Source organism: Streptosporangium sp. NPDC049644, from assembly GCF_040675205.1.
GTDB lineage: Bacteria > Actinomycetota > Actinomycetes > Streptosporangiales > Streptosporangiaceae > Streptosporangium > Streptosporangium fukuiense.
Window position 1 is genome coordinate 1 of the sequence record NZ_JBFAOJ010000019.1, and the last position, 25,823, is coordinate 25,823.

A 25,823-nucleotide genomic window follows, 5' to 3' on the forward strand; every position below is an offset into this window, starting at 1 on the left:
GCGGGCGTGGCCACGCCCGCCTCCGCGAGCGCCCGGACGATGCCGTACACGTCGGTGTTGTCCCCGTGCCGGACGCCGTCACGCAGGATCACCGTGTTGACCCCGCCCACCTGGAGTGCGAGTTCCGAGACGGTGTCGAGCAGCGGCAGCACGGCCCGCTTGAGCGGCATGGTGAGCGAGAGCCCCGCCCAGCCGGCGTCCAGCCCGTCGAGGAGGCCGGGGAGCCCGGCCTCGTCGCACTCGATCGCCTCGTACCGCCAGTCGTGCAGGCCCATGCCCTCGTAGGCGGCGCGGTGCAGGTACGGGGAGAGCGAGTGGGCGATCGGTGACCCCAGGACCGCCGCTCTCAGCATCCGTTCCCCTTGTTTCTCTCGTACTCGGCCTTGAGCGCGAAGAAATCCGCCTCCGTCGAGGCGAACTTGGTGAGCTGCTTCGCCGGGCAGGTGGTCACGAACCAGCCCCAGTCACCCTTGGTGGGGTTGAGCGCCGCCTGGATGGCGTCGTCGCCCGGGTTGGCGATCGGCCCGGGAGGCAGGCCCGCGAACCTGTAGGTGTTGTAGGGCGAGGTGCTCTCAAGGTCCTTGTGGGAGGACTCGATGCCGTACTTGTTCAGCCCGTACATCACGGTGCTGTCCATCGACAGATTGAGGCGGGGGTTGCCGGCGAGCCGGTTGTAGATGACGCGGGCCACCTTGCCCATGTCCTCCTTGGTGCCGGACTCGGCCTGGACGATGCTGGCGATCGTCATGATCTCGTGCGGAGTGCGCCCGAGCTCCTTGGCCTTGCCCTGCAGGTCGTCCTTCTCCGCCGTCTGCTTGAAGCGCTCGACCAGTGCGCCCAGGATCTCGGAGGGCGTCATCTTGGGCCTGATCTCGTAGGTGGCCGGGAAGGCGTAGCCCTCCAGCCGGCCCCTGGCGTAGGACGGCAGGCCGAGCTTCCGGCCGTTCTTGGCCGCCTGCTGGAACTCCCTGAGCGGCTTTCCGGTCTTCTCGGCAAGCTGCTTGAGGGTGTCGATCAGGCGCAGCCCCTCCTTGAGAGTGATCCTCTCCAGCAGCCGCTTCTCCGGATCGAGAAGCTTGACGGCCTCCGCGGCCGCCATCTGCTTGCGCATGGCGTATTCGCCAGGCTGCAGGGAGGAACTCTTGCCCGCCTGGGCGACGGCGTTGACGAAGGCTTTGACGCTCTTCACCACGCCCTGCTCCTCCAGGGTCTGGGCGACGTCGGAGGCGTTCTGGCCGTCCTTGATCTCCACGACGACCTCGCCGGACCCGGGGCCGGTGTAGTCGTCCGGGGTCATCACGTCACGGACCCAGGTGTAGCCGTAGAAGCCGGCGGCGCCGATGCCGCCGAGCAGCACGATGACCGCGAGCATGGGGGCGAGGAAGCCGCCCCGGTTGCGGCGGCGCTTCCTACGCCGGCCACGCCGGCCGCCGGAGTCGCGTCCTGAGGACGCGCGAGATTTTCGGCCCGGCCGACCTTCGTCGTCGGAGCCGACCAGGAAGTCCATATCGAGATCGTTCATAGAGACGCTGGCCAATCTCCCGCTAGGGACGGCCTGGCGTCAAGCGGGTGTGCCAAACCGAAGGAAAGCCCCCGGCCAGACCTCCCGGTTTTCCGGGAGTGGTCGTCTGGTTCGCGGGTACGGGGCGCCGCATGCGACGGAACGAGGGGTGTTCCGCCGGGCATCAACGCTTCCCGAGGTATCTGTTCAGCTCTTCCCGGTATCTCACAAACTCACTCTCTTTGTCAGTGAATTTCGTGATTCTATGCTCCGGATCTGTGGTTACAAACCAGAACCAATCACCTTGATCTGGCCGAAGTGCCGCGATCAACGCCTTCTCCCCGGGGTTCGCGATGGGTCCGGGGGGCAGGCCAGGTCTGCGATAGGTGTTGTACGGAGACCTCACCTCGGTGTCCTTCTCGGACACCTCCAGGGTCCTGCGCCTCTGCGCGTACAGCACCGTGGTGTCCAGTTGAAGTGGGGTTCCTGCCCTGATCCGGTTGTAGATCACTCTAGCGATCTTCGGATAGTCCGGGTCCCGCCCGCCCTCCGCCTGGACGATGCTCGCCATCGTGACAGCCTCCAGGGGGGTCAGCCGCTTCCTGGCGGCCCGCTCCTTGAGGTCGAGTTGCTCGGCGGCCTGTTTGTAACGTTCCACCATCGCGACCAGCACGTCCTGAGCGGTCGTGTCGGGCTCGATCTCGTAGGTGGCGGGGAACAGGAAGCCCTCGGCGTTCCTGGCGTACCGTGGCAGGCCCAGCGCCCGCGCGTCGTCCGCGGCTCTGGTCAGGTCGGCCCGGCGAATGCCGGTGCCCTCGGCGAGCCGGTCGAGCAGTTCGGGCAGGCGGAGCCCCTCGGGGACGGTGACCCTGCGCACCATCCGCGACTCGGGCGCCACCAGCATGCCGAGTGCCGAGCGGGCGTCCATGCCCCTGCGGAGCCTGAAGTGGCCGGGGCGCAGGCTGCCCGTCCTGGCCTGCTCCTGTGCCGCGTGGACGAACGCCCTGGCACTCGCCACCACTCCGGCGTCGGCCAGCGCCAGCCCGATCGCGTCGGCGCTCGCCCCCTCGGGGATCTCGACGACGACCGTGCCGGAACCCGGCCCCTCGAAGTCGGCGGGCATCAGATAGGGGCGGACCGCGAAGATCCCGGCCGCCGTCCCGGCGGCGACGGCGAGCGCCGACGCCCCGGCCACCAGCGGCCATATCCGCCGCGGGCGGCTCACCGAACGGTCCCGCCGCCCGGCCTCTCGGCGGGCCTGTCACCGGGCCTTCCGCCCGGAGGCTCGACTGGGCTGCCGGGAGGCCTGCCGGTGGCTCGTTCGGCGTCCAGTGCCGCCTGGAGCAGCACGACGGCGGCGGCCTGGTCCACCACACCGCGCTGGTTCTTCGCCTTCACCCCGCTGGCCCGCAGCCCCTGCTGGGCGGTGACGGTGGTCAGCCGCTCGTCGAACAGCCGCACCGGGACGGGCGCCAGCCGGAGTGCGATCCGGCTCGCGAAGTCACGGGCGACGACCGCCGCCTGCCCCTCCCGCCCGGAGAGCGAGGTCGGCAGGCCGACCACCACCTCGACGACCTCGTACTCGGCCGTGATCTCCGCGAGCCGGTCGAGGTCGCCCTTGCCGCGCCGGACGGTCTCCACCGGCGTGGCCAGCAACCCCGAGGGATCGCTCCTGGCCACGCCGATACGGACCGAGCCGACGTCGACACCCAGCCGAATGCCGTTTCTCATCATCTCTGTCTCCACCCTCGTACCGGCCGCGGCGCGAGAGTGTCGTTCCCCATCAGGTGAGCGTCTGCGTGATCGCCTGCTCGACGGCCGCGAGTGCCTCGTCGATCGCCTCGGGACGCACACCGCCTCCCTGAGCGACGTCATCCTTGCCGCCACCGCCACCTCCGAGTGCCTTCGCGGCGACGCCGACCAGGCGGCCCGCCTTCAGACCCCGGTCGCGTCCCACCTCGTTGACCGCGGCCACGACGACCGGCCGGTCGTTGGGGACACCGGCGACGACGACGACCGCGGCGCGGTCGCTCGGGAACCGGCCGCGCACGTCAAGGGCGAGTTTACGCAGATCATCAGGGGATGTTCCATCAGGCGCACGGTGCGTCACAACGGAGACTCCATGCAGATCACGGGCGTTTCCCGCCATCTCCCCCGCACCGGCGAGCGCCTGGGCCGAACGCAACGTGGCCAGTTCCTTCTCCGCGGAGCGCAACCGGGAGACGATGCCCTCGACGCGTTCGGGGAGCTCCTCCCTGCGGGCCTTGAGCTGCTCCGACAACTGGGCGACGAGGACACTCTCCCTGGCCAGGAAGCGGAACGCGTCGAGGCCGACCAGGGCCTCCACCCGGCGCACACCCGCACCGATCGAGGCCTCACCCAGCACCTTGACCAGGCCCAGCTGCCCGGAGCTGGCGACGTGGGTGCCACCGCAGAGCTCGCGGGAGTACTCACCGACCTCGACGATGCGGACGGTGTCGCCGTACTTCTCACCGAACAGGGCCAGCGCGCCCATCGCGCGGGCCTCGGCCTGGGAGGTGTGGAAGGCGTTGACCCGCAGGTCGTTGATCAGGACCGCGTTGACCTCGTCCTCGACGTCGCGCAACACGCTGGGCGGCACGGCGCCCGCGGCGGTGAAGTCGAAGCGGAAGCGGCCCGGCGAGTTCTCGGAGCCGGCCTGCGCCGCGGTCTCGCCCAGCGCGTTGCGGAAGCCCCGGTGCACCAGGTGGGTGGCGGTGTGGCTGCGGGAGATGGCCCGGCGCCGCTCGACGTCGATCTCGGCCTGGGCCGTCTCGCCCACCCGGATCTCCCCGGTGCGGACCTTGCCCCGGTGCACGACGAGGCCGGCGACCGGGGACTGCACGTCCACGATCTCCACCTCGGCCCCGCCGGTGCGGATGAGGCCCTGGTCGGAGAGCTGGCCGCCCCCCTCGGCGTAGAACGGGGTGCGGCTCAGCACGACCTCGACCGTCGTGCCCGCGCCCGCCGCGGCGACGGAGGCGCCGTCGACGAGGAGGCCGGCGACCTCGGCCTCGGCCGTCACGTGGTCGTAGCCGAGGAACTCGACCTTGCCGGCCTTCTCCAGGATCTGGCCGAAGACCGAGATGTCGGCGTTGCCGGTCTTCTTGGAGGCGGCGTCGGCCTTGGCCCGGTCGCGCTGCTCCTTCATCAGCCGGCGGAAGCCCTCCTCGTCGACCTGCAGCCCCTGCTCGGAGGCCATCTCCAGGGTCAGGTCGATCGGGAACCCGTAGGTGTCGTGGAGCTGGAAGGCCTGGTCGGCCGCGAGCGTGCCCTGCCCCTTGCGCTTGGTCTCCTCCGCCGCCACATCGAAGATCGCGGTGCCGGTGCGGAGGGTGCCGAGGAAGGACCCCTCCTCCGCGTCGATGACGCCGTGGATCTGCGGGGCGTCGGCCTTGAGTTCCGCGTACTGCTGGCCCATGACATCGACGGTCACCGCGGTGAGCTCGTGCATGTAGCGCTCCTCGCCCGCGCCGAGCAGGCGAAGGTTGCGGATGGCACGGCGCAGGATGCGGCGGAGCACGTATCCCCGGCCCTCGTTGGAGGGCAGCACCCCGTCGGCCACGAGCATCACGCCGGTCCTGACGTGGTCGGCGACGACCCGCAGCGAGACGTCGGCGCGCTCGTCGCGGCCGTAGCGCGTCCTGGTGAGCTCCGCGGCCCGGTCAAGGATCTTGTACGTGGTGTCGATCTCGTAGATGTTGTCGACGCCCTGCAGGATCGCCGCCATGCGCTCCAGGCCCATGCCCGTGTCGACGCTCTTGGCCGGCAGCTCACCGGCGATGTCGAAGTCGGTCTTGCTGCGGACCGCACCGAGCTGGAACTGCATGAAGACGTTGTTCCACACCTCGAGGTAGCGGTTCTCGTCGACGATCGGACCACCCTCGCGCCCGTACTCGGCACCGCGGTCGTAGTAGATCTCGCTGCACGGCCCGCCGGGGCCCGGCACGCCCATGTGCCAGTAGTTGTCCGCCAGGTCACGACGCTGGATGCGCTCCAGCGGCACTCCGGCCTTCCGGTGCCAGATGTCGGCGGCCTCGTCGTCGTCGAGGTAGACGGTGACCCAGAGGCGGTCCTCGGGGAAGCCGAACCCGCCCTCGGACTCGGGCTTGGTCAGCAGCTCCCAGGCGAACGGGATCGCCTGCTCCTTGAAGTAGTCGCCGAAGGAGAAGTTCCCGAGCATCTGGAAGAAGCTGGCGTGCCTGGTCGTCTTGCCGACCTCGTCGATGTCGAGGGTCCTGACGACCTTCTGCGCGCTGGTGGCCCGCTTGTAGGGCGGCTTCTGCTGGCCCAGGAAGTAGGGCTTGAAGGGCACCATGCCCGCGTTGACCAGAAGCAGCGTCGGGTCCTCGGCGATGAGGCTGGCCGAGGGCACAACGGTGTGCCCACGCTCCTCGAAGAAGCGCAGGAAGCGGCGGGCGATCTCTGCCGACTCCATGTCAGCGGCCATCCTTTACGTTGGAGTGATAGGGGTCTTCCACAGTGTCGAGCCCGAACCTGGATCGCAACTCGGTTTCCCGCTCGGCCGCACCTCGCAGGGCGTCCTCCGCGAGATCCCGCGCCTGCTCCAGGACCCCGCCCGCGTTCCGAACGGCCCGGCGGGCCAGGTGGTTCGGGTGCAGTGCCTGAAGCTTACGCATGACCCACAGCGCGCCGAACGCGCCCAGGCCCATGTAGAACAGCCTGCGGATCATCTCCGCCGCCTTTCCAGCGCCTGCGCGGCCGGCCTGGCGCGCCTGCGGGCGCCCACGGCCCGGCGGACGCCGTGGCCGAGGGCCGCGACCTTGATCAGCGGCCCGGTGACCAGGTTCTGGGTGATGTCGCTGACCTTGGCCACGTGCCCGCTGACCTGCTTGACGTCCCTGGTGATCGCCTCGATGGCGACCAGTTGACGGTTGGTCTCGCCGACGGCGGCCGACACGTCCTCCAGCAGCGGCACGACGCGGTCGCCCAGCTGGGAGACCATCTTGGTGGTCTCGGTGAGCAGGCGAGCCAGCCTGACCATGACGACGGCCATGAAACAGACCAGGATCGCCCAGGCCATCGCGACGATCAGCCCCGCGACCTCTCCTGCGGTAAGCATGTGCGGACCCGTCCCCTCATAGGTGACCCCGGCCGTGGTCGGGTGGATTGGCAAAACCCTATCGTGCCCGATATCACTCATCCTCACTTACCGCGCGCCGCCGGCTCATGCCTCCGGGCCGGGTCCGGTCCTCCCTGGGACCCGCGTCCCGAGAACCGGGCGGTGTGAGCGGGACGAGCCGCGAGACCGGGCGCGCGGCACGGCAGGTCACCCTCCGCGCAGGAAGGCGCGGATCCTGGACCAGCGGTCGGCGAAGCCCGCCTCGGCGCCGTGCCGGGTGGGCCGGTAGTAGCGCCGGTCCCTGAGCTCCTCGGGCGCGTACTCCTGGCGGACCAGGCCGTGCTCGAAGTCGTGGGGGTACCTGTAGCCCTTGCCGTGGCCGAGCTTCTTGGCTCCGGGATAGTGGGCGTCACGCAGATGGTCGGGGACATGGCCGATGTTGCCGCGCCGCACGTCCTCGGAGGCGGCGCCGATGGCATTGATCACCGCGTTGGACTTGGGGGCCAGCGCGCAGTGGATGACCGCCTGGGCCAGGTTGAGCCGCCCCTCCGGCAGGCCGATGAACTCCACCGCCTGGGCCGCGGCCACCGCGACCTGCAGGCAGGTGGGATCGGCCATGCCGACGTCCTCGGAGGCGAAGATGACGATCCTGCGGGCGATGAACCGGGGGTCCTCGCCCGCCTCGACCATCCGGGCGAGGTAGTGCAGCGCGGCGTCGGCGTCGGAGCCCCGCATGCTCTTGATGAAACCACTGATCACGTCGTAGTGCTGGTCGCCTTGACGGTCGTAGCGCACGGCGGCCTTGTCCACCGCCCGCTCCACCACCTCGACGGTGACCTCGCCGTCGGCGATCAGCGCGGCGGCCTCCAGGTAGGTGAGCGACCTGCGGGCGTCGCCGCCGGCCAGCCGCACCAGATGCTCGGCGGCCTCGGGCGCCAGGCGCACCCTTCCCTCCAGGCCGCGCGGGTCGGCGACGGCGCGCTCCAGCACCACCCGGATGTCGTCTTCAGACAGCGACTCCAGGGTCAGCAGCAGCGAGCGCGACAGCAGGGGCGAGATGACGGAGAAGAAGGGGTTCTCCGTGGTGGCGCCGATGAAAGTGACCCAGCGGTTCTCCACGGCGGGCAGCAGGGCGTCCTGCTGCGCCTTGTTGAAGCGGTGCACCTCGTCGACGAACAGGACGGTCTGGCGGCCGGACATGCCCAGCTCCCGCCGTGCCTGCTCGATGGCCGCGCGGACCTCCTTGACACCCGCCGACACCGCGGAGACCTCCACGAAGCGGCGTTCGGTGACGCCCGCCACCACGTAGGCGAGGGTGGTCTTGCCGGTGCCCGGCGGGCCCCAGAGGAAGAGCGACATCGGCGCCTCGGCCTCGACGAGGCGGCGCAGCGGCGTACCGGGGCCCAGCAGGTGCCGCTGGCCGATCACCTCGTCCAGGCTCCTGGGGCGCATCCGCACCGCCAGGGGCTCCTGGCCACGATGGGCCTCCTCCGCCGCCGAATCGAACAGGCTGTCCACTCCTGAGACAGTACCGTTGCCCGGCCGCGCCTCAGTTCCCCCAGACGGCGACGGCCCCGCTGTGCCCGGCCCGCAACACGTAGTAGAGCGCGACGGCGGCCAGGACCACGGTCAGCGCCGAGACGGCCGGCCCCGCCGAACGGCCGAACCGGTCCCCGCGCGAGACGTGGACGAGAGCCAGCGACATCACTCCGAGGGCGAGGGTGACGAGCAGCAGGGGGATGCTGAAGCCCGCGTGCTCGGCTATGCGCTCACCGAGCTGCCCGCTCGCGGAGGCGAAACGGCCCTCCTCCAGCGACTCCCCGCTCTCCCGTGCCACGAAGACGCTCACCGGCACGATCGGGGCGAGCCCGACCACCGCCCAGGTGAGCACGGGGCGGGTACGGGGCAGCAGCGCGTACGCGACGGCGAGCACCGCCAGGAGCGGGGTCAGGACCACGGCGGCGTGGACGACCAGGGGGTGAAGGGGCAGACCGAGGATCTCGTCGAACATGGAGTGCTCCGGTGGTGCGTGGCTCGTCATCGGCAGGTACGGATCTCACCATGAACGAGTTATGGGGAGTGTGAAGAGATCCCGGTCTTTCCCCTCTGTCCCCATCTAGCGAATTCCGCCACTTACATGCAGCACACGTTAGGGCCGGTACGCTTTCCGCCAGTCCGTAAGTCATGTAACAGTAATCCTGGAGGACATAGCGGTGAGCGCCGAGGACCGCCAGAGCCAGTTGGCTCGGGAGCACAAAGAGCGGCAGGCGAAGCGTGCTGAGCAGCAGAAGAGCACGTCGAAGCGGAACGCCGTCATCGGAGCGGTCATCGCGGTGGTCGTCGTCGCGGGAGGCCTGTTCGCCGGAGTGAGGCTCCTCGGAGGTGACGACAAGAACGTCCAGGCCGCCGCGACGCCCGACGCGAGCAGCACACCGTCCGAGGATCCTGTCGCGACGCCCGAGCCGGGCATCACGGCCGCCCCGGCCGACACGACCTGTTCCTACCGCAAGGACACCAGCGGCAGCCCGATGAAGAACGTGGGCAGGCCGCCGACCAAGCCCAACCTGAAGTTGAAGACCATGACGATCACCACCAACCACGGTGACGTCGTGATCGACCTGGCGACCGCGCAGGCCCCCTGCACGGTCAACTCCTTCGCCTTCCTGGCCAGGAAGCACTTCTTCGACAACACCAAGTGCCACCGCCTGGCCACCCCGGAGAACTCCGGCCTGGGCCTGCTGCAGTGCGGCGACCCGCAGGCCAAGGCCGACGGCAAGAACCCCACCGACGGTCAGGGCAGCTCGGGCTACGTCTACGACAGCGAGAACCTCGGCGGGATGCCGTACACCAAGGGCACGGTCGCGGTGGCCCAGGCGTCCGACGCCGTCAACCAGAACGGCAGCCAGTTCTGGATCTCGCTGGCCGACGAGACCGACCAGGTGGAGAAGGCCTACACCCCCTTCGGCGTGGTCTCCCAGGGCATGGAGATCCTCGAAAAGATCTACAAGGGCGGCTGGATCACCAACCCCGACGACATCACCGGCGACGGCGGCTCCAACGCTCCCAAGATCCCCGTGATCATCAAGACGGTACGGCTCTCCTAGCCTGACCCGCGGCGGCTCGCCGCCATCGGAACGCGCCGGCGGGGTGACCGCCGGCGCGTTCTGTCGTCTCCGGGGCGGGACGTGGCGGGTGCCCGTCAGTGGCGCACGAACCGCGCGGGGTCCAGCCTGCCGTTCACCCGGGGGCCCGGCGGATGGTTGCGGGTGATCTCAGTCAGCCGTCGCCGGAGGAGATCGTCGCGGAGCGCGGCGTAGTCGCCGATGGCGTGCCCCGGCGGCGGCGCGGGGGCATGCGGGGTGAGCGGGTGGCTCTCCAGCTCCAGGTCGTACCGGCCCACCTCCCCGATCCAGCCGCCGGCAGCCGCCGGTGGCCGTCGGCGGAGAAGGGGGGCCGAGGGAACGACCATGACGGCCGGGGCGGTGGACGCCGACAGGCCGCCATCGAAGAGGGCGTCGGCCCATCGCTCTGCCGCGTTCACCGCCCTCAGGGCGGCCGGCGGGTCGGGCAGGTCGAGTGGGAACCCGTTGTCCAGCAGGAAGGCCGATCGGGTGACGAACTCGCCGGAGACCTCCGGCAGGCGTTCTCGCACGTGCCCCACCAGGCTCAGCCCGTGGACGGGGAGGCGCTCGCACCCGAGCATCCGCAACCGCGGCGGATCGGCCGCGCCGCTCTCCCCCGGCCTCGCCGAAGACACCACCCGCAGGGGGAAGAACTCCGTCTTCCCGAGGTGGGCGGCGGCCTGCTCGGCTCCGGCCTCACAGACGGGGCAGACGACGACCTCGACCGTCAGGAGGCCGGGGTGGCACACCGTCCGCTGGAGTCCCTCCGCCTCCCTTGCGGCCAGCAGGCGGACGAGGCCGGCGACGGTACGGTCATCGGGCGAGGCCTCCGCCTCGGTGGCCGCGCCGTCGCCGGGCAGCGGCCCCCATGACATCACGGGCCGTCCGCTTCCGGGGACCGGGCCGTGCGCCAGGCCGCGCGCCAGGCCCTCGACTCCCAGCTCGACCAGTGCCGAGCGCGCCGCGGGGGTGAGCCGCGCCTTCTCGGTGCCGGAGAGCCCGGAGTCGACCCAGCTGGTGATCACGGCCCGCCGCAGACGTGCGGTGAGCGGGCCCGCCGGCGCCCCATCGGCGGCATCGGTACCGAGGAGGAAGGCGGCCGCCCACAGCTCAGCCGCGATCTCCGGCGACGTCCCGGCGCCTTCGAGGACACCGGCGAGGTCACGGCCGGCCGAGGAGCCGAGGAACGCCTCCAGGGGGCCGAGGACGTCCGCCCGGCCGAGACCGAGCACCCCGCACCAGTCGCTCCACCGCCCGAAAGGATGCCGGACACAGTCGTCGTTCACCGGTCGCAGGAAACCGAGGAAGCAGCCGGCGAAGGCGAAGGTCACCGAGAAGTCCCAGTCACGGGCGCCCGCGGCGCGCATCACCGCCCCCTTGTCGAAGCGCGGCGGTGCCGACCAGTGCCCGGGGGGAAGATCCGCTCCAGGGAGGAGCACGGTGGCGCGCCGCACACCGTGACCGGCGTTCCCCGCGACGCTGGCGACCTCGTCGTGGTCGAGCAGATGGGGCACGGCCGCCAGCGCGCACCGGTCCCGTTCGCGCAGGAAGCGATCGATCAACGTGTCGTCGTCGCGGACATGGTCGGGAACATCCGCCAGGTACTCGCCGAGCTCCGCGGCCAGCGCGACCGGCAAGACGAGTCCCTGCGCCGGAGTCCACTCTCCGGGAACCAGGCGCGCCCACGGCGCGCCGCCCGCCGCCGCCTGGCGAATCGCGTAGGAGTTGTAGGGGGAGTTCCAGTGCGCGTAGAGGGCGAGCACGTCGTCAGGCCTGGCGGTGACCGCGGCGAGCAGGTGAGTGGAGAACCCGTCCACCGGCAGCACGTCGTCCTGGAGAACGAGGTGGTGGGTGGCGTCCGCGCCGTACGCCGCCCAGGCCCGTTTCGCCGTCCGCAGCGGGCTGGGGAAGGAACCGGGATCTGGGTCGGCGACAGGGACGATCCGCAGCGGCAGGCACGCGCGGGCGAGCCGGGCAAGCCTTTCCTGCCTGGCCGGGTGATACATGACGGCCACACTGATGCGCGGGGCGGGGGCCATCATCGTTCCTCGTGCCGGCCGGTGGCCCGTGCGGGCAACCAGCTGACCCGTCGGCCGATCCTGGCCGCCTCGGCCTCCAGAAGTTCCAGCGCCCAGCGAGGATAGGCCCGCAGCGAGGGGGCGAGCAGGCAGTGGTCGAAGGCGTCGGGTTCGAGCAGCGTGCGGAACCCGTACAGCGGCAGGATCTCGATGCCCGGGACACGGCGGCGGGCCTCCTCCGCCAGCCTGGGATCGGGTTCGAGGCAGAGGTCACCGCCCGCCACCGCGGCCAGGCAGTCGGCTCCGAACAGGACGGTCGAGCGGCCCGGACCCGTGGTCCCGGTCTCCGGCCAGGATCGCGCCAGATCGAACCGGGTCGCGGTGGCGGCGCGCAGTTCGGCGAGGCGGGGGTGCAGCTCGTGCGCCCAGCAGACGGTGGAGACCTCGACGACCGGATCGACGTGTTTTCTCAGCGTGAGCAGCGCGTGCCTGTCGTAGCTGGGACGTAGCGCGTCCAGGTCACGCTCGTGGGGGATCTCGACGCTCGCCGCCTCCCGGGCCAGGACGAAGGTCAGCCCCTTCTCGTACAGGCGCCGGCCGAGTTCGACGTCCTCCCCGCTCCAGCCCACGAAGTCGGGGTCGAAACCGCCGAGCGCCCGGAAGTCGTCCGCCGCGACGGACACGTTGGCGGTCCAGAAGAAGATCCATGGAGCGGCGTACTCCTCCAGCGCGTCGCCGAGACTCCGGTAACTCGGCTCGCGCATGTCCAGGTGACGGCCGGCCCGGACGAACCGCTCGATCAGCTCGTCGGGGGTGTCGCCGAGGTCGTCACGCCGGACTCGGCCGCTGACGTCGTGGTCGTAGCCGAAGACGTAGCCGATCACCGCTCGGCCACCGCCCTCGTGCGCGCTCAGGTGCCCGGTCAGCAGCCGGCGGGAGGCGAGAGTGCCGCTGTCCAGGAAGACCAGGAGCCGGCCGCGGGCCTGTGCCGCGCCGAGGTTGCGGGCCTGCCCGGCCCGGAACCCAAGGTCCTCCTGGTACACGTAGCCCAGGTGAAGAGCGCCGGCGTGGCTCTCGACCACGGTTCGCGTGTCGTCGGACGAGCCGTCGTCGGCGACGATCACCTCGTATCGGTCCCGGGGCAGGTCCTGGCGAGCCAGGGTGTGCAGGGTGCGGTCCAACTCCCTCGATCGGTTGTAGGTGGGGATGACGACCGAGATGTCCGGAACCTGATGGTCAGTCAACGACTGCCTCCCGCAACAGGGCGGTGTCGAGTAGCTCGGAGACGGGCGGGAGCGTGCCGATGCCCCTGGCTCTGAGCCCGGCGTAGACGGGACCCGCCAGCCGGACGGGATCGATGTGGCCCAGTCCCCCCACGTCGGCACCGCCGCGGATGAGATCGTTCTGCACCTCGTTCTCGCGCCGGACCGCCTCGGCGTCGAGCCCGAGATCCTTGCCGTACCTCTCCAGGGTGAGTCTGACCCCCAGTTCGGGGTCCTTGACGTTGTGCCGGTAGCCGCGGATCACGGCGCGCAGGTAGGCGGCGAAGCGCGCCCGGTCGGCCTGGAGGTCGGCACGCCGGACGGCCATCACCAGCGCGTAGTCGGGCAGGCCGAGCTCTCCCTGGGTCACGCTGACCACGTCGACACCCTGCTGTTCCAGCGCGAGGGGTTGGGCGGTGACGTAGCAGGCCATCACGTCGCACTCCTTCTTGGTGAGGGGACCGGTTCCGGCGCCCACCGGCACCCGCTCGTAGCGGACGGGCAGGTTGTTGACCTTCAGGATCGCCTCCACCAGCACCTCGGCGCCGGGTGACAGGCCGATCCTGCGGCCGACGAGTTCCTGTGCCGTGCGTACCGGGTTGGCTGCGAGGCTGACGAAACCTCCGGGAGTCTCCTGGAAGACGGCGCCGACGGCCACCAGGTCGGCCTCGCTCTCGCGGGCCTTGACCAGCGCGGCGAAGTCGACCAGCGCGACGTCCGCACCCCCCGCGGCGACGACGCTGACGGTGTCGGGGATGTTCGGCCCGCCCGCGAGGAGCGGCGCGGACAGTCCCTCGTCCCTGAAGTAGCCCTGCTGCTCGGCGATGTAGAAGCCCGCGAAGGTGACGGTCTTCAGCCAGGACAGCTGGGTGCGTACCGCCTTCCCGCCGCCCTCGGTCGCGTTGCCGGTGGCCGAGGAACACGCGGTGAGCATTCCGGCGGCGCCGAGCCCGCCCAAAACCGTGGTGGTGCGGAGGAAACCGCGCCGAGAGAGCCGATCCACCCTGAGTCCATCCATTTCTCGTGCCGTTCTGTTCCGGTGCGGTGCGGTGCGAGTCAGTTCTTGTGCAGTGAGAGGCGAGCGCGAGTCTTCCTCTCGGCCAGGTCCATGACCTCGTAGGCCAGCAGCGAACCGGCCAGCGACGTCAGCAGGATCGCCCACACCGTGGGCGTGTCCAGGAGCCCCTGGGAGCGGGCCAGCAGGGCGCCGAGCCCGTCGTTGGCGGTGAGGAACTCCGCGGTGAGCGCGGCGAGCACCCCGACGCAGGAGGTCAGCTTGGCCGCCAACACGAGTTCGGGCAGGGCTATCGGGAGCGAGACGCGGCGCAGGATCGTGCCGCGACCGCCGCCGGTCACCCGGATGACGTCAAGGAGGGCCGGTGGGATCCGCCACAGGGCGGCACCGACCAGGGCGAAGGAGGGAAAGAAGCTCATCACTGTCGCGGTGGCCACCGCCGCGGGGCCGCCGTAGCCGAAGAAGGTGGCGATTAGCGGGCTGAGGGCCAGCACCGGCACACATCTCATGATCATTCCGCTGACGCGGGTGAGCGGCTCCAGTATCGGGACCAGGTGCGAGACGATGGCGAGCACCGTACCCAAGGTGAGCCCGAGCACGGTTCCGGCGAGGGCTCGCGCGAACGTGAGCGGCAGCGCCGCCGGATCCGCGACGACCTTGGTGATCAGGCTCTCGGCCACCCGCGCCGGGTCGGGCACCAGCAGCGCCGGCACGGCGGCACCGGCGCGGGCCAGGGTCCACCCCGCCGCGAGAAGTCCCAGCAGGAAGCCGTATCCCAGTAGCCTGCGGGCACCCGTGTGCCTCACGTGACACTCCCGGTGATGCCGCGGCGGCGCTGCACCGTCCGGGCCCAGCGGGCGAAGAGCGCGTAGACGGCGGAGGAGGTCACCACGACGAGCACGCTCACCGCCGTGACCAGGTCGCTCTGGCCCTCCCGCAGGCCGGAGACGAGCAGGACCCCCAGCCCTCGCTCGACGCCGAACCACTCTCCGATGAGCGCCCCGAGCAGGGCCCCCGGTACGGCGAACTTGATCCCGTCGATCGCGTACGGGAGTGCGCCGGGCACCTCCAGCAGGACCAGCCGGCGCCACCTCCCCGCGCCGTGCACCGTGAGGAGGTCACGCAGCCCTTCCCGTACCGCGCCGAACCCGGCCTCGGCCGAGGAGAAGACCGGCAGCGCCGCGCTGATCGCCGCGGCGATCACCGGTATGGCTCCGCGGTCCACGGACGCGGTCAGCAGCGGTCCGAGCGCGACCAGCGGGACCGCGTAGCAGATCAGCATCAGGTGCTGGAGCGGCCCGCGCGCTCCGGCGGTGACATGAGCCGCCCAGGCCGCCACGACCGCGAACACGGTCCCGGTCAGCAGCCCGAGCGCCGCCTCGCCGAGAGTGACGGCGGCCGCCGCGACGAGTAGTTCGTGACGGTCCACCAGGAGGCGGCCGACCGCGTCCAGAGAGGCGACGTCCCCGCGCCCGGCGCCCGAGGCGAACCTGTCCCACACCAGCAGGGCGGCCGCCAGCGACGCCAGCCCCAGCAGCGACGTGCCGGCCCGCCGCCGAAGGCTAGGCATCGAGCGCCTCCATACACTCCCGGACCGTGTCCCGGAACGTCTCGTCCAGGACGGTGGGCCTGGGGCGTGCCAGGGGCACGGTGACCTCCCTGAGGATCGTGGCGGGCCGGTCCGACATGACCACGACACGGTCGGCGAGCATGACCGCCTCCTCCACCGAATGGGTGATCAGGACGGTGGTCGGCCGAACGGCGGTCCAGACGCGTTCGAGTTCGCCGTTGAGACGGCGCCGGGTGATGGCGTCGAGCGCTCCGAACGGCTCGTCCAGCAGCAGCAGCGACGGTTCCATGACCAGCGCCCGCGCCAGGGCGGTGCGCTGGCGCATCCCTCCCGACGCCTCGTGGGGCCGCAGGTGGGCGAGACTGGTGAGGCCGACCAGATCCAGCGCCTCGTGAACGCGTTCGTGGTCCGGGCGGCGTCCGGCGGCGCGGTAGACGAACTCCACGTTACGCCGCAGGGAGGCCCAGGGCAGGAGCGCGGGGTCCTGGAAGACCATGCCGATGCGATGTTCGCGCGCGAGTTCCGCCGGCGAGCGGCCCCAGCAGCTGATCGTGCCCGAGGTGGGCGTCTCCAGCCCGGCCACCATCCGCAGCAGGGTGGTCTTGCCGCAGCCGGAGGGGCCGATGATCGCCAGGAACTCCGAGGAGCGGACCTTCAGGCTGACGTCGCGTACGGCGTGGACGGCCCGCCGTGCGGAACCATAGCTCTTCGACAGCGCCTGGCCGTGGATCCCGGCCTCGCCCTCCCCCGAAGGGGCGGATGCCCTACGCGCCGTCATCGGGCCGTCCCGCGCCGAGTGGGGAGGCGGAGTGTCTCGCCGGCCCGCCCAGCCGGACGGCCGGCCACTGGCCGGGCCGGGGGTCGGCCTCCTCCACGTAGGCCTGCCATCGGGAGCGCAGCAGCCGTTCCGCCGCCGCCGAGACGGGGTTGAGCTCGCAACGGGGTTCGTCTGGCCGGCTCTCCCAGGCGATCTGCTCGCGGACCCCGATCCAGGCGTCCTGTTCCTGGATCCGGGCGAGCACCAGGCGACGGAAGAAGGGCTCGGCGAACTGACGTAGGTGTCTGGTGCCGCGCCGGGCCCTGATGTACAGGGTGATGTAGACGGTGACCCGGTCGCGCTCTTCGGGCCGGAAGAAGACCCACACGACCATGCCGTCACCGAGGTGGGCGTGGTGATGGGGGTAGTCGTAGTAAACCTCCAGCGGGTGGGTCACGGTGTCGGCCCCCGCGTCGGAGCCGAGCAGCAGCCTGAGCACACGCTCGGCCCTGCCACGCCCGCTGGTCACCTCGTACGCCCCGAAGACGCGTTCGTCTCCGGCGGTGAGGTCGCGCAGGGTCAGCCGGGACCAGGGCTGGTACCTGCGATGCAGATGGAAGTGGGTGTAGTCCATCCCGTTCAGCAGGCCGATCCCGTAGTGGTTGGGAAAGATCCGGTCCTGCCGGAAGGAGAACCACTCTCCGCCGTCCCAGGGGGAGGTGTCGGGCGGCTGCGGGGGAAGCGGGTCGACCGGCTCGGGGACGAACCAGACGAGTCCGCTGCGCTCGACGACGGGAAAACTCCGCACCCGCAGCCGCGGCAGTGCTTTCTCCGGCTCCCAGTAGGGGATCCTGGACAGCGCGCCGTCCGGGCCGAACTCCCAGCCGTGGTACGGGCAGACGATGCGGCAGTCGCGCACCTCGCCCTCGTGCAGCGCGACCCGCCGGTGGACGCAGGCGTTGTCGAGGCAGTGAACCGCACCATGCCCGTCGCGAAAGACGACGAAGGACCGCCCGAGGAAGCGCACCTCCCTTGTCCGCCCCGGACCCAGTTCGTCCGTGCGGCACGCCGGATACCAGCGACGGGGATCCACGCCAACGTCGCAGAGGTTGCTCATCTCTCTCCTGTCATCCGTTCCCGAACCCGGCCCAGCAGATGTGCCCGGCCGACGATGCCCTCCTCCGCACCCCACGCGCCCGCGGCCACATCGCGGGCGAAGGCGTCGAGCTGATACTTGTAGGAGGTGAACGGCGCGGCGCGCGGGGCGGTCACCTCCACCGGCGAGCTCCACGACGCTCCGAACAGGGGTCTCGTCACCGCGCCCGGCATCACCGGCAGAAAGGGTGAGCGCAGCCTGAGTCCTCCCTTCGTGCCGGTGACGCGCGCCTCGCAGACGGGCCGGGCCGCGCGCAGGCCCGCCCATACCCTGGCCCGCACCGGCCCCGACCGCAGCCTCACCTCGCAGGTCAGGTCCACCCCGGTCGGACCGGTCAGCGTCCGGGTGCCGGTGATCTCGGGAAGGCCCCGGGTGAGCTGGCCCACGAGGTCGAGTCCGTAGCAGCCGACGTCCATCAGCGCGCCGCCGTCCAGCGAGGGCGACAGCCGTACGTCGTCCGCCCGATCCAGCCACCAGCCGTAGCGGACGTCGATCCGGCGGATCGTCCCGAGCATGCCGGCCCTCAGCACGGCCAGTACCCCGGCCGGCGCGGGATGGGCCCGGTAGTGGTAGGCCTCGCGCACCAGGACGTGCCGCCGGTGAGCCTCGGCGGCCAGCTCGGCGACGGCGTGAGGGTCACGGCCCAGGGGCTTCTCGCACAGTACGTGCTTGCCCGCCAGGACCGCGTCGAGGGCGAGCCGGGCGTGGTCGGCGTTGGGCGTGGCGACGTAGACGGCGTCGACGTCGCGTCGCTCCAGCAGTTCCCACCAGCCGCCCGACGCGGGGATGGACCACCGGCGCGCGTACTCGCGGGCCCGCCCGGGGTCGCGGGAGGCGACGAACACCACGTCGGCCGGAGAGCCGTCCCGGATCGGCTGATGGACGGCCCAGTCGGCGATCCAGCCGGTACAGGCGAGCCCCAGCCGGAGCCGGCGGGCCGGCGGCCTCCCGCCGGCCATCTCACCCCCGCTCCGCGGCGGCACGGATCAGGCAGCGTTGCAGCCAGCGGTCGGTGCCGTCATAGCGCGGACCGTAACCGCTGCGGCCGTGGACGAGGTGGAGGTTGTCGAGGAACAGCAGATCCCCGGCCCGCAGGGTGATCTCGACGGTCCTGGCCAGGATCCCTTCCCGCAGCGTCCGCAGTGGCAGCCGGTGCCTCTCGTCGACCGCGCACAGCGCGTCGGCGTAGTTGAAACGGAGCCGCCCCCCTCTTGGCGTGGCCACCGGCTTGGGCTCGGTACTCGTGCCGTCGGGCAGGTGGAAGGCGAAGGCCGGCTCGGCCAGCGCCCCTCTGGTAGCGGGGTCGAGGCCGTCCCACACCTCGTGCAGGTCGCAGACCAGGGTGCGGGCACCGGGGTCAGGGCGCAGACAGAGCAGGATCAGGGCGTCCGGCGTGTTGGGGCGGAACGCCGTCTCGGTGTGCATCTCCAGATACACCGCGTTGCTGGCGTTCTGCCGGGCCGCCTCGGCCCGCAGCGGATACAGGTTCTGTACCCGGTCGCCTCCGTGCCAGTCCGCGAAGGAGATCACCTCGCCGACCAGGCCGCCGAGGGCCAGCATCAGCGGTTCGGTCCCGATCGGGTGCCGCAGCTCGACGTAGGGGCGACCGGGGGTCGGCGGCAGCGTAGGGGGAGGCAGGACTCCGGTGACGTGCAGCAGGCCTGCCTCCCCCAGGTCGCGGCCGAACCGGGCCGCCGCGCGTGCCAGCTGGGACGCTGCGGCGGGCAGCGGCTCCGCTGCCCGGTGAGCGTCACCGTAGGCGTCCACCGGCAGGGGGACGCACCACTCGGCGATTTCCTCGGCCGTCTCCCACGAGAGGTCCAGTCTCTCCCAGCGGCGCGTGTCCGATTCAGGCAAGGCTGAACACCCCCGAGAAGACGGGGAGCCCGTGCTGGTCGATGATCTCGTTGAACCGCACGTGCACGTCGATGAGTTCGTCGAGGTCGTATACGAAGGGAATGCTCTGCTGCTTGACCACGAACGCGGTGAAGACCGTGGGCGAGGGGACCACCCCGAGTTCGGCGATTTTGCGCAGCCCTCGCAGGGTCTCCTCGGCGGGCTCGATCCCGGCCAGCAGGCAGCTGCCGACGTTGTGCGGGCCGAATACCTGCACCGCGTCGGTGAAGATCTCCACATAGTCGTCGAAGGTGATGTCGCCCTTGTATCCGTGGATGAGCCGGCGGCGGTAGTCGGCGCTGACCACCTCGATGCCGCTGTTGAAGCGGGAGACGCCCGCCTCCCGCAGGGTGGTGAGGTAGTCGAGCCGGCGTTCCCGGTCGCCGATGAGGCTGGGCGGGATGACCTGCGAGACGTATATCCCCTCGGTGTAACCGGCCTTTCGCAGTGCCCTGGCCATCCGGCAGTGACGGTCCAGCTCCACGGCCTCGTTGGTGATGCTGCCGGTGCACAGCCAGACGATGTCGTACTTCGTGCGAAAGTCCAGCGCGTGCGCCTCGACGTAGGCCAGGCATTTGTCGAAGTTGGCCTGGTAGTTACCCGTCTTCGCCTGCTGGACGGAGAGCACCTCCCACTCGCTCTCCTTGAAACAGAAGTCGCAGGAGTAGGCGCAGTAAGTGTGGTAGTCGAAGACGAAACTTCGGGTGCCGTTCTCCCTGAGCAGCCCGAAGTTGTACATGCCGGTGGGGGCGCGGTCGTCGTCGACGAACTGCTCGCAGGCGACCTCGCGCTCCTCGTCGTTGATCAGGGCGCGCAGCCGGGAGCCGTCGAAGACGAAGGGTGACGACTGGTTGATCCGTACGGTGATCTTCTTTTGGAAGTCCGGGCCGTTGATCACGAGTTCGACGCGCGGCAGCACCTGCCCCAGCAAGGGCAGCCGGATGTCGGTGGTGGCGAGGCGCACCCCGTCTCGCAGGGCGCCGAGCCGGAAGACCTCTTCGACGCGCACGCGGTGGAGATTGCTCAGGCGTACCTGGAGGTCGGAACCATGAGGGCTCTCACGTTTCATGGGAATCCTTGGTCGGGGGCGTGGTCGTGGTGCGGCGGATCACTTGTCCAGCAGGCGCACGGCGTTCTCACCGAGCAGGGCAGGACGCAGGCCGGCTGGAAGTCCCTTCAGCACCGGCGCCCACTCCTCCCGCGGCCGGAAAGGCGTGCCGGGATGAGGAAAGTCGGTGGCCAGCAGAACGCGGGAGTGGAGCTCCTCCGGAAGCCGGTCGAGTCGTTCACCGAGGCCGGTTGAGAAGAAGAAGGTGTCACGATCGTGCAGATAGTGCCTGGGCGGGTGGTCGGGGGTGCCGCGTCCGGTCTCGCGCAGCGTCTCGAAGGATTCCTGCGCGCGTTCCAGCCATGCGGGCAGCCAGCCGATGTTGCACTCGTGAAAGGCGAAGCGCAGTTCGGGAAAGCGGTCGGGGACGCGGGCGTCGAGCAGCCCGGCCAGGAAGAGCTGTCCGGGCAGGATCTCGTTGACGTGGTTGAAGAAGGCGCCGGGGCCCGGGGCGTGGACGCTGGTCGGCAGCGGCAGGGGCAGCAGGTGCGGCACGGCGACCTTGTGCAGGTGGACCACCAGGCCGTGATGCTGGGCCGATGCCCAGAACGGGTCGAGGCGGGCGTCGAGTTCGCCGGCGACCCCGTGCGGAAGCATCACGTGCCCGAAACCCGCGGCGGCGAGCGCCGCCACCTCCTCCTCCAGCCGTACCAGCGGAGAGAGCGCGAGCTGCCCGACGGGGACGAGCCTGCCGGGGGCCGCCGAGGCGTAGTCGGCCAGCCAGCGGTTGTAGGCCCGTAGGTGGGCGACGGCGTACGGGGAGGCGGGATCCACCTCGCGCGGCCAGATGAGCCCCAGCGAGGGAAAGAGCAGGGTCGCCTCGATCCCGTGCTCGTCCAGCCAGCGCAGCCTGGAGGCACCGTCGTGGGAGGCCGGCGGACACGACTCGGCGAAGGAGGCGTACTCCGCGCGACGCAGCGTGTTCCAGTCGGTGATCGGCGTCCCGGGATCGTAGGGAACGCCGCCGAGGCGGCGGATCAGCCGGGAGGGCCTGCCCTCGATGATGAGGCGGTCACCGTCGAGGCGGTCGCGCTCCACCCGCAGGCAGTTCTCGCGGAAGGCGGGCTCGACATACTCCTCCCACAGGGTGCCGGGTTCGATGACGTGGCCGTCTGCGTCGACGACCTGATAGCCGTTCCACATGGTCAGATTCCTCCGCGTCGTGACGGTGCCCGGTCCGCCTACGACCGTGCGGCCGGTTGGCGGAGCGCCTTGCGGTAGTCGGTGGGGTAGTTCGCGTAGCGCCGGTCGGAGACCAGCCGCCCGGTGGCCCGGTGCTCGCCGTTCAGTAGCCGCGTGGTCACCAGCATGCGCTGCAGCCAGCGGTCGCGCCCGTCGTAGCCCGGGACGATGGCATTGCGCCCGTGCACCACGCGCGAGTTGTCCAGAACGAGCAGGTCCCCTCCGGCCAGCGGGATATCGACGGCGATCGCCAGGACCCGGCGGCCGAGGATCTCCAGTACCCGCTGTGACTCCTCGTCGGTCGCGATCAGGTCGCCGACGTACTCGACGACCCTCGTGCCGTCCCGGTAGCTGACGATCGGCTGCGGTTCGGTGAGCCCGCGCCCGTCGACGACGACAACCGGGTTGTCGGTCTCGAACGCGTAGCGCGCCTTGGCGAGCACCGCCAGGTCGGCCTCGTCCAGAGCGTCGACCACCCTGGTGATGTCGGCGACCTTGGTCTTCGCCTGGCCGGTCGGGTCGGCGCGCAGGCAGAGCAGCGCGAGGTAGTCGGGAGAGACGTCACGGAAGGGTGTCTCGGTGTGCAGCAGGAACTCCACCGCGTTGGAACCGAACTGCAGGTCGCGGTGGGCATGGATCGGATACTTGTTGTGGACCAGGTGGCCGGCGTCCCACTCCAGATAGCTGAACGGCTCGCCGAGCACGTTCACCGCACTCGCCAGCACCGCCTCGGTGCCCACCGCGGCGAGGTCGGGCAGTGCGGAGAAGGAACGATCGGGTGTCGGCGGCAGATCGGTGACGATCGGCAGGTTGCGCACGAGCAGCGCGCCGGGTGCGCGACCGTTCCTGAGGTCGTCGAGCGCGTCGTGGACCCGTCGCGGCAGCGCCTCCCGGCTTTCACGGACCTGTGCCAGGAACGGTTCAAACGCGTCGTAGGGGTTGGCGTCGACAGAGCCGATTCCCGCGCGAAAGCTCTCCCTTTCCTCATCGGAAAGCTCGACGACGGAGATCTCTGTCAGCGGCTCGCTCGATCTGGGCATGGCGGATATCCGTTCCGTTGCGGAGGTGTTCGCTTGCCGTGGCTCTCATGCCGGTCCGGGTGACGCGGCAGATCGACGGGAAAGGCCAGGAAGAACGCGATTCCCGGAGTATGGGCGGGTTCCTGCTCCTCCTTTTCCGCTCGCCTGGACCGCCTGAACGTTGATCGGGTCGATCGGTTCGTCGGAGTCGATTAAACAGGCCGGTCCTTGCCTCGTCATTGGGGAAAACCCGGAAAGGCCATTTCGAAAAGGGGCACCTGCCCGCCGGTCATATTCCCGGCGTACCCGAATCCCGCCGGCCGGCGCTCATCCGGACCGCGAGTTCGGTGCGGCTGCGCACCCCGAGCTTGCGGTAGGCGCTGGACAGGTGGCTCTCCACCGTCTTCACCTCGATCGCCAGCTCCGCGGCGATCTCCTGATTCGTCCGGCCCTCGGCCGCCAGCGCGACGACGCGGGCCTCAGAGATCGTCAGGCGGTTGGGCGCGGAGAGACGGGAACGGAGCACGGTCCGCGCGGCCCATCTCTCGGCACCGAGCTCGCTGAAGATCCTGCCCGCCCGCTCGGCGGTGCGCCGGGCCTCCTCCCTGCGCCGCAGGCGGCTCTGCACCCTGCTCAGCGCCAGCAGGGTACGGCCGAGTTCGAAGGGCACACCCGCCACGGAGAACTCCTCCACCGCGGCTTCCAGCTCACCGGCTCCTCTCTTGGGGGAGCCGGTGGCCGTCAGCAGCACGCCGCCGGCCCTGGCGGCCAGACCGCGTACCAGGGGGCGGTCGATGAGGCGGCCGGCCCAGCGGATCCTGCCCGCGCGCTCGGCGGCCTGCTCGTAGCGTCCGACCTGGACCAGCGCCTCGACGTGGTCGGCTCCCGCGGTGGGACAGAGCACCTCTGGGATCGCTCCGAGCTCACCGCATATCCGGTCGGCGGCGTCGAGGTGCAGCACGGCCGCCATCGGGTCGTCGCCGGACAGCTCGACGAAGCCCAGCAGCGCCCGGATCATCAACACCGCCATCCGATGGCCCGAGGCGTCGGCCGCGGCCAACGCCTCCTCCGCCAGTTGCCGGGCCCGCTCCAGCTCACCACGTACGCCGAGTACGAGCCCTTCGGCCAGCAGGGCCGCGGTCGGCGGGGCTCCCGTCTCCTGGGCGGTGCGAGCGACCAGGTCCGCGTACCGTGCCGCCGTCTGGAGGTCACCGGCGAGGCACTCCACCTCGGTGGCCCAGACCATCCCCCAGTCGGCGGCGGTCCCGGTCTCGGCGGCGGTGTCAAGGGTTCCGAACGCGGCCTGAGCCGCCGGGAGGTCACCCATGCAACGGCACAGATATCCGTACATGTGCAGAGCCACCAGCGGCGGACGCCCCAGGGCGGCCCCGCCGTGGGGCACCGGCACCACGGCGGGGGCCGGGGCACCGCACATGAGCTCAAGCGTGCACAGCACGACGGCGGCCTCGTCGCACATCGCGCGGTCACCGGCTCTCTCGGCCAGGCCGAGCAGTTCCCTGGCGTGTCCCAGTGCGGCGGTGAGATCACCCCCGTGCATGCAGAAGTAGGTGAGGCTGGCCATGATCGGAATCAGCAGCTCGGGCTGGTCGGCGATCTCCGCGCGGCCCCACTGCAGGGGTATCAGCGAACCCGCGACGTCACCGGACGCGAAGACGGCGTGCCCCAGCAGGAAGAACACGTTCGCCCGGTCGGGCCCGGAGGAGCAGTGCGGCAGCGCCTCCTCCAGGATGGCGCGGGCCCGTGCTCCGTCTCCCCCGGAGATCAGGTGGCCGGCGGCGGCGAGCCGGCGGCGCAACGCGACCTCGGCCTGGTCGGCAGGGGTCAGGCGGACGGCGTGAACCGCCAGGTCCGCCGCGCTGAGCGGCGCGGCCCGGGCGGCGGCGAGCCCGGCCGCCGTGTCGAGGGTCTCGGCCAGCGCGGCGTTGGGCTCGCCGGCGGTCAGCGCCAGGTGCCTGGCGCGCTCCTCCGGGTCCCGTACCGCCCGGGCGAGCCGCACGTGCATCTGATGCCGCCGCAGCGGCCCCGCGACCTCCAGCACCGTGCTGCGCAGCAGCGAGTTGCGAAAGCGCGGCGATTCCCTTTCGACGACGACCAGCCGGCCGGTGGTCGCCTCCACCAGTCCCTTCAGCCCTCCGGTCACCCGCTCGACCAGGCCGACCGTGGACCGGGCGGCGCAGGCGACCACCAACGCCGCCTCGACGGCGGCCGGCGAGAGGTTCGAAACGTGCTCGCGCAGCAGGTGCCGCAGGCTCCCCGGCAGGGAGACCTCGTCGGCCGGGTTCGGCCGCCAGGCCCGGTCTCGGGCCATCTCCAGGCCGAACAGCGGGTTGCCGCCGCACGCCTCGTGCAGGCGCCGCAGCACGTGGCGGGTGAGGGCGATGCCATGGCGGTCCTCCAGCACCGCGGCCAGGGCGTCGGGGCACAACGGGCCGACCTCCCAGCAGACCACCCGCTCCGCGGGCAGCACCCGGGCGAGTGGGGGCCACGCCCCGTTGTCCGCCCCGGTCCTGAGGGTGGCCAGCAGTTTCACGGGCTCGGTGCTCAGGCGCCGGAACACGAAGGCGAGCACGACCTCCGTCTCGGGGTCCATCCACTGGATTCCGTCGAGGGCTATCAGCAAGGCTCCCTCGGCGGACAGACGCCTGACCAGGTCGAGAACGGCGAGCGCCACCGCGCGCCGGTCCGGCGGCGTCTGCCGGGGATGCTCCCACCACAGGGCGGCGGCCAAGGCCCGGCGCAACGGCTCACGCAGGCCGCGTACGGCCGCGGAGCCCTCGACGGCGCCGATCAGGTCTCCCAGCCCTGCGTAGGCCAGGGTGGCCTCGCTCTCGTCGAACCGGCAGGAGAGAACGCGCCCCGGCCCCGCCGTCTTCAGGGCGCCGGACCAGATGGCCGACTTGCCGATGCCCGCCTCCCCGCTCAGCACGGCCATCGAGGGACCGGGGGCACGGCCGCCGATCCATGTCCCGATCATGTCGAGCTCACGGTCCCTGCCGACAACGCCCATTCTTCCCCTCGGTAGGAGGTCCCGCACGGCCGTCACCCGTGCCGGCGTCGACCGCAGCGGAAGGCGCCTCAACTGCGGAAATCATCCA

At 70.8% G+C, this 25,823-nt stretch carries 22 protein-coding genes and 1 pseudogene; 1 reads left to right on the forward strand and 22 read right to left on the reverse strand.

What is annotated here, in order from left to right; all coding sequences use genetic code 11:
- The 9 genes and pseudogenes from AB0J58_RS13890 to AB0J58_RS13930 all read right to left on the reverse strand — a co-directional run.
- Window positions 1-353, reverse strand: a pseudogene (locus AB0J58_RS13890) (shikimate dehydrogenase); the annotation flags it as partial.
- Complete coding sequence (gene mltG / locus AB0J58_RS13895) at window positions 347-1,522, reverse strand: endolytic transglycosylase MltG (protein ID WP_364214738.1); 1,176 nt, start codon at window positions 1,520-1,522, stop codon at window positions 347-349. The gene mltG (AB0J58_RS13895) and the pseudogene AB0J58_RS13890, both read right to left, overlap by 7 nt.
- Window positions 1,523-1,685: 163 nt before the next feature.
- Complete coding sequence (gene mltG / locus AB0J58_RS13900) at window positions 1,686-2,726, reverse strand: endolytic transglycosylase MltG (protein WP_364214741.1); 1,041 nt, start codon at window positions 2,724-2,726, stop codon at window positions 1,686-1,688.
- Window positions 2,723-3,232 carry a Holliday junction resolvase RuvX gene (ruvX, locus tag AB0J58_RS13905; RefSeq protein ID WP_364214960.1) on the reverse strand — a complete coding sequence of 170 codons (510 nt, stop codon included), beginning with the start codon at window positions 3,230-3,232 and terminating at the stop codon, window positions 2,723-2,725. The genes mltG (AB0J58_RS13900) and ruvX overlap by 4 nt, the downstream gene beginning before the upstream one ends.
- Window positions 3,233-3,284: 52 nt before the next feature.
- Window positions 3,285-5,957: an alanine--tRNA ligase gene (alaS, locus tag AB0J58_RS13910; protein WP_364214744.1), complete on the reverse strand. Its 2,673-nt coding sequence runs from the start codon at window positions 5,955-5,957 to the stop codon at window positions 3,285-3,287.
- 1 nt (window position 5,958) lies between these two features.
- Window positions 5,959-6,213 carry a hypothetical protein gene (locus tag AB0J58_RS13915; RefSeq protein WP_343966392.1) on the reverse strand — a complete coding sequence of 85 codons (255 nt, stop codon included), beginning with the start codon at window positions 6,211-6,213 and terminating at the stop codon, window positions 5,959-5,961.
- A complete protein-coding gene (locus AB0J58_RS13920) occupies window positions 6,210-6,602 on the reverse strand; it encodes a DUF948 domain-containing protein (protein WP_343966394.1) in 393 nt (130 codons plus the stop codon). The genes AB0J58_RS13915 and AB0J58_RS13920 overlap by 4 nt, the downstream gene beginning before the upstream one ends.
- Window positions 6,603-6,809: 207 nt before the next feature.
- A complete protein-coding gene (locus tag AB0J58_RS13925) occupies window positions 6,810-8,120 on the reverse strand; it encodes a replication-associated recombination protein A (protein WP_364214746.1) in 1,311 nt (436 codons plus the stop codon).
- A 31-nt stretch (window positions 8,121-8,151) separates the two neighbouring features.
- Window positions 8,152-8,613 (reverse strand): hypothetical protein, encoded by a 462-nt coding sequence (locus tag AB0J58_RS13930; protein ID WP_364214749.1) that lies wholly within the window; start codon window positions 8,611-8,613, stop codon window positions 8,152-8,154.
- Window positions 8,614-8,815: 202 nt separating this feature from the next.
- On the opposite strand from AB0J58_RS13930, the gene AB0J58_RS13935 reads away from it, so the two are divergent.
- Window positions 8,816-9,706: a peptidylprolyl isomerase gene (locus AB0J58_RS13935; RefSeq protein WP_364214752.1), complete on the forward strand. Its 891-nt coding sequence runs from the start codon at window positions 8,816-8,818 to the stop codon at window positions 9,704-9,706.
- Between the two features lie 95 nt (window positions 9,707-9,801).
- Here AB0J58_RS13935 and AB0J58_RS13940 read toward each other — a convergent pair whose 3' ends face one another.
- From AB0J58_RS13940 to AB0J58_RS14000, 13 genes are all read right to left on the reverse strand, one after another.
- The gene (locus AB0J58_RS13940) at window positions 9,802-11,766 is read right to left on the reverse strand and encodes a hypothetical protein (RefSeq protein WP_364214754.1); all 1,965 of its coding nucleotides are present in this window, start codon (window positions 11,764-11,766) and stop codon (window positions 9,802-9,804) included.
- The gene (locus AB0J58_RS13945; RefSeq protein WP_364214757.1) at window positions 11,763-12,986 is read right to left on the reverse strand and encodes a glycosyltransferase; all 1,224 of its coding nucleotides are present in this window, start codon (window positions 12,984-12,986) and stop codon (window positions 11,763-11,765) included. The genes AB0J58_RS13940 and AB0J58_RS13945 overlap by 4 nt, the downstream gene beginning before the upstream one ends.
- Window positions 12,979-14,007 (reverse strand): ABC transporter substrate-binding protein, encoded by a 1,029-nt coding sequence (locus AB0J58_RS13950; protein WP_364214760.1) that lies wholly within the window; start codon window positions 14,005-14,007, stop codon window positions 12,979-12,981. The genes AB0J58_RS13945 and AB0J58_RS13950 overlap by 8 nt, the downstream gene beginning before the upstream one ends.
- 53 nt (window positions 14,008-14,060) lie before the next feature.
- A complete protein-coding gene (locus AB0J58_RS13955; protein ID WP_364214763.1) occupies window positions 14,061-14,825 on the reverse strand; it encodes an ABC transporter permease subunit in 765 nt (254 codons plus the stop codon).
- Complete coding sequence (locus tag AB0J58_RS13960; RefSeq protein WP_364214766.1) at window positions 14,822-15,589, reverse strand: ABC transporter permease subunit; 768 nt, start codon at window positions 15,587-15,589, stop codon at window positions 14,822-14,824. The genes AB0J58_RS13955 and AB0J58_RS13960 overlap by 4 nt, the downstream gene beginning before the upstream one ends.
- A complete protein-coding gene (locus tag AB0J58_RS13965; RefSeq protein WP_364214769.1) occupies window positions 15,582-16,367 on the reverse strand; it encodes an ABC transporter ATP-binding protein in 786 nt (261 codons plus the stop codon). Before AB0J58_RS13965 ends, AB0J58_RS13960 begins: the two co-directional genes overlap by 8 nt.
- Window positions 16,354-17,463 carry a Rieske (2Fe-2S) protein gene (locus AB0J58_RS13970; protein ID WP_343966415.1) on the reverse strand — a complete coding sequence of 370 codons (1,110 nt, stop codon included), beginning with the start codon at window positions 17,461-17,463 and terminating at the stop codon, window positions 16,354-16,356. Before AB0J58_RS13970 ends, AB0J58_RS13965 begins: the two co-directional genes overlap by 14 nt.
- Window positions 17,460-18,461 carry a Gfo/Idh/MocA family oxidoreductase gene (locus AB0J58_RS13975; RefSeq protein ID WP_364214772.1) on the reverse strand — a complete coding sequence of 334 codons (1,002 nt, stop codon included), beginning with the start codon at window positions 18,459-18,461 and terminating at the stop codon, window positions 17,460-17,462. Before AB0J58_RS13975 ends, AB0J58_RS13970 begins: the two co-directional genes overlap by 4 nt.
- Before the next feature lies 1 nt (window position 18,462).
- Window positions 18,463-19,359, reverse strand: a complete 897-nt coding sequence (locus AB0J58_RS13980) for a TauD/TfdA family dioxygenase (protein WP_364214775.1) — start codon at window positions 19,357-19,359, stop codon at window positions 18,463-18,465.
- Window positions 19,352-20,467, reverse strand: a complete 1,116-nt coding sequence (locus AB0J58_RS13985; protein ID WP_364214778.1) for a hypothetical protein — start codon at window positions 20,465-20,467, stop codon at window positions 19,352-19,354. The genes AB0J58_RS13980 and AB0J58_RS13985 overlap by 8 nt, the downstream gene beginning before the upstream one ends.
- Before the next feature lie 39 nt (window positions 20,468-20,506).
- Window positions 20,507-21,649 carry an amidohydrolase family protein gene (locus AB0J58_RS13990; RefSeq protein WP_364214781.1) on the reverse strand — a complete coding sequence of 381 codons (1,143 nt, stop codon included), beginning with the start codon at window positions 21,647-21,649 and terminating at the stop codon, window positions 20,507-20,509.
- A gap of 38 nt (window positions 21,650-21,687) precedes the next feature.
- Window positions 21,688-22,728 carry a TauD/TfdA family dioxygenase gene (locus tag AB0J58_RS13995; RefSeq protein WP_364214784.1) on the reverse strand — a complete coding sequence of 347 codons (1,041 nt, stop codon included), beginning with the start codon at window positions 22,726-22,728 and terminating at the stop codon, window positions 21,688-21,690.
- Between the two features lie 268 nt (window positions 22,729-22,996).
- Window positions 22,997-25,735, reverse strand: coding sequence for a LuxR family transcriptional regulator (locus AB0J58_RS14000; protein ID WP_364214787.1), 2,739 nt, complete (start codon window positions 25,733-25,735; stop codon window positions 22,997-22,999).
- Between the last annotated feature and the right edge of the window lie 88 nt (window positions 25,736-25,823).

Coding starts and splice junctions, on each gene's coding strand:
- mltG (WP_364214738.1), bottom strand. CDS start 1,522: ATGAACGATCTCGATATGGACTTCCTGGTCGGCTCCGACGACGAAGGT.
- ruvX (WP_364214960.1), bottom strand. CDS start 3,232: ATGAGAAACGGCATTCGGCTGGGTGTCGACGTCGGCTCGGTCCGTATC.
- alaS (WP_364214744.1), bottom strand. CDS start 5,957: ATGGAGTCGGCAGAGATCGCCCGCCGCTTCCTGCGCTTCTTCGAGGAG.
- AB0J58_RS13915 (WP_343966392.1), bottom strand. CDS start 6,213: ATGATCCGCAGGCTGTTCTACATGGGCCTGGGCGCGTTCGGCGCGCTG.
- AB0J58_RS13920 (WP_343966394.1), bottom strand. CDS start 6,602: ATGCTTACCGCAGGAGAGGTCGCGGGGCTGATCGTCGCGATGGCCTGG.
- AB0J58_RS13930 (WP_364214749.1), bottom strand. CDS start 8,613: ATGTTCGACGAGATCCTCGGTCTGCCCCTTCACCCCCTGGTCGTCCAC.
- AB0J58_RS13940 (WP_364214754.1), bottom strand. CDS start 11,766: ATGATGGCCCCCGCCCCGCGCATCAGTGTGGCCGTCATGTATCACCCG.
- AB0J58_RS13960 (WP_364214766.1), bottom strand. CDS start 15,589: ATGCCTAGCCTTCGGCGGCGGGCCGGCACGTCGCTGCTGGGGCTGGCG.
- AB0J58_RS13965 (WP_364214769.1), bottom strand. CDS start 16,367: ATGACGGCGCGTAGGGCATCCGCCCCTTCGGGGGAGGGCGAGGCCGGG.
- AB0J58_RS13970 (WP_343966415.1), bottom strand. CDS start 17,463: ATGAGCAACCTCTGCGACGTTGGCGTGGATCCCCGTCGCTGGTATCCG.
- AB0J58_RS13975 (WP_364214772.1), bottom strand. CDS start 18,461: ATGGCCGGCGGGAGGCCGCCGGCCCGCCGGCTCCGGCTGGGGCTCGCC.
- AB0J58_RS13985 (WP_364214778.1), bottom strand. CDS start 20,467: ATGAAACGTGAGAGCCCTCATGGTTCCGACCTCCAGGTACGCCTGAGC.
- AB0J58_RS13990 (WP_364214781.1), bottom strand. CDS start 21,649: ATGTGGAACGGCTATCAGGTCGTCGACGCAGACGGCCACGTCATCGAA.
- AB0J58_RS13995 (WP_364214784.1), bottom strand. CDS start 22,728: ATGCCCAGATCGAGCGAGCCGCTGACAGAGATCTCCGTCGTCGAGCTT.
- AB0J58_RS14000 (WP_364214787.1), bottom strand. CDS start 25,735: ATGGGCGTTGTCGGCAGGGACCGTGAGCTCGACATGATCGGGACATGG.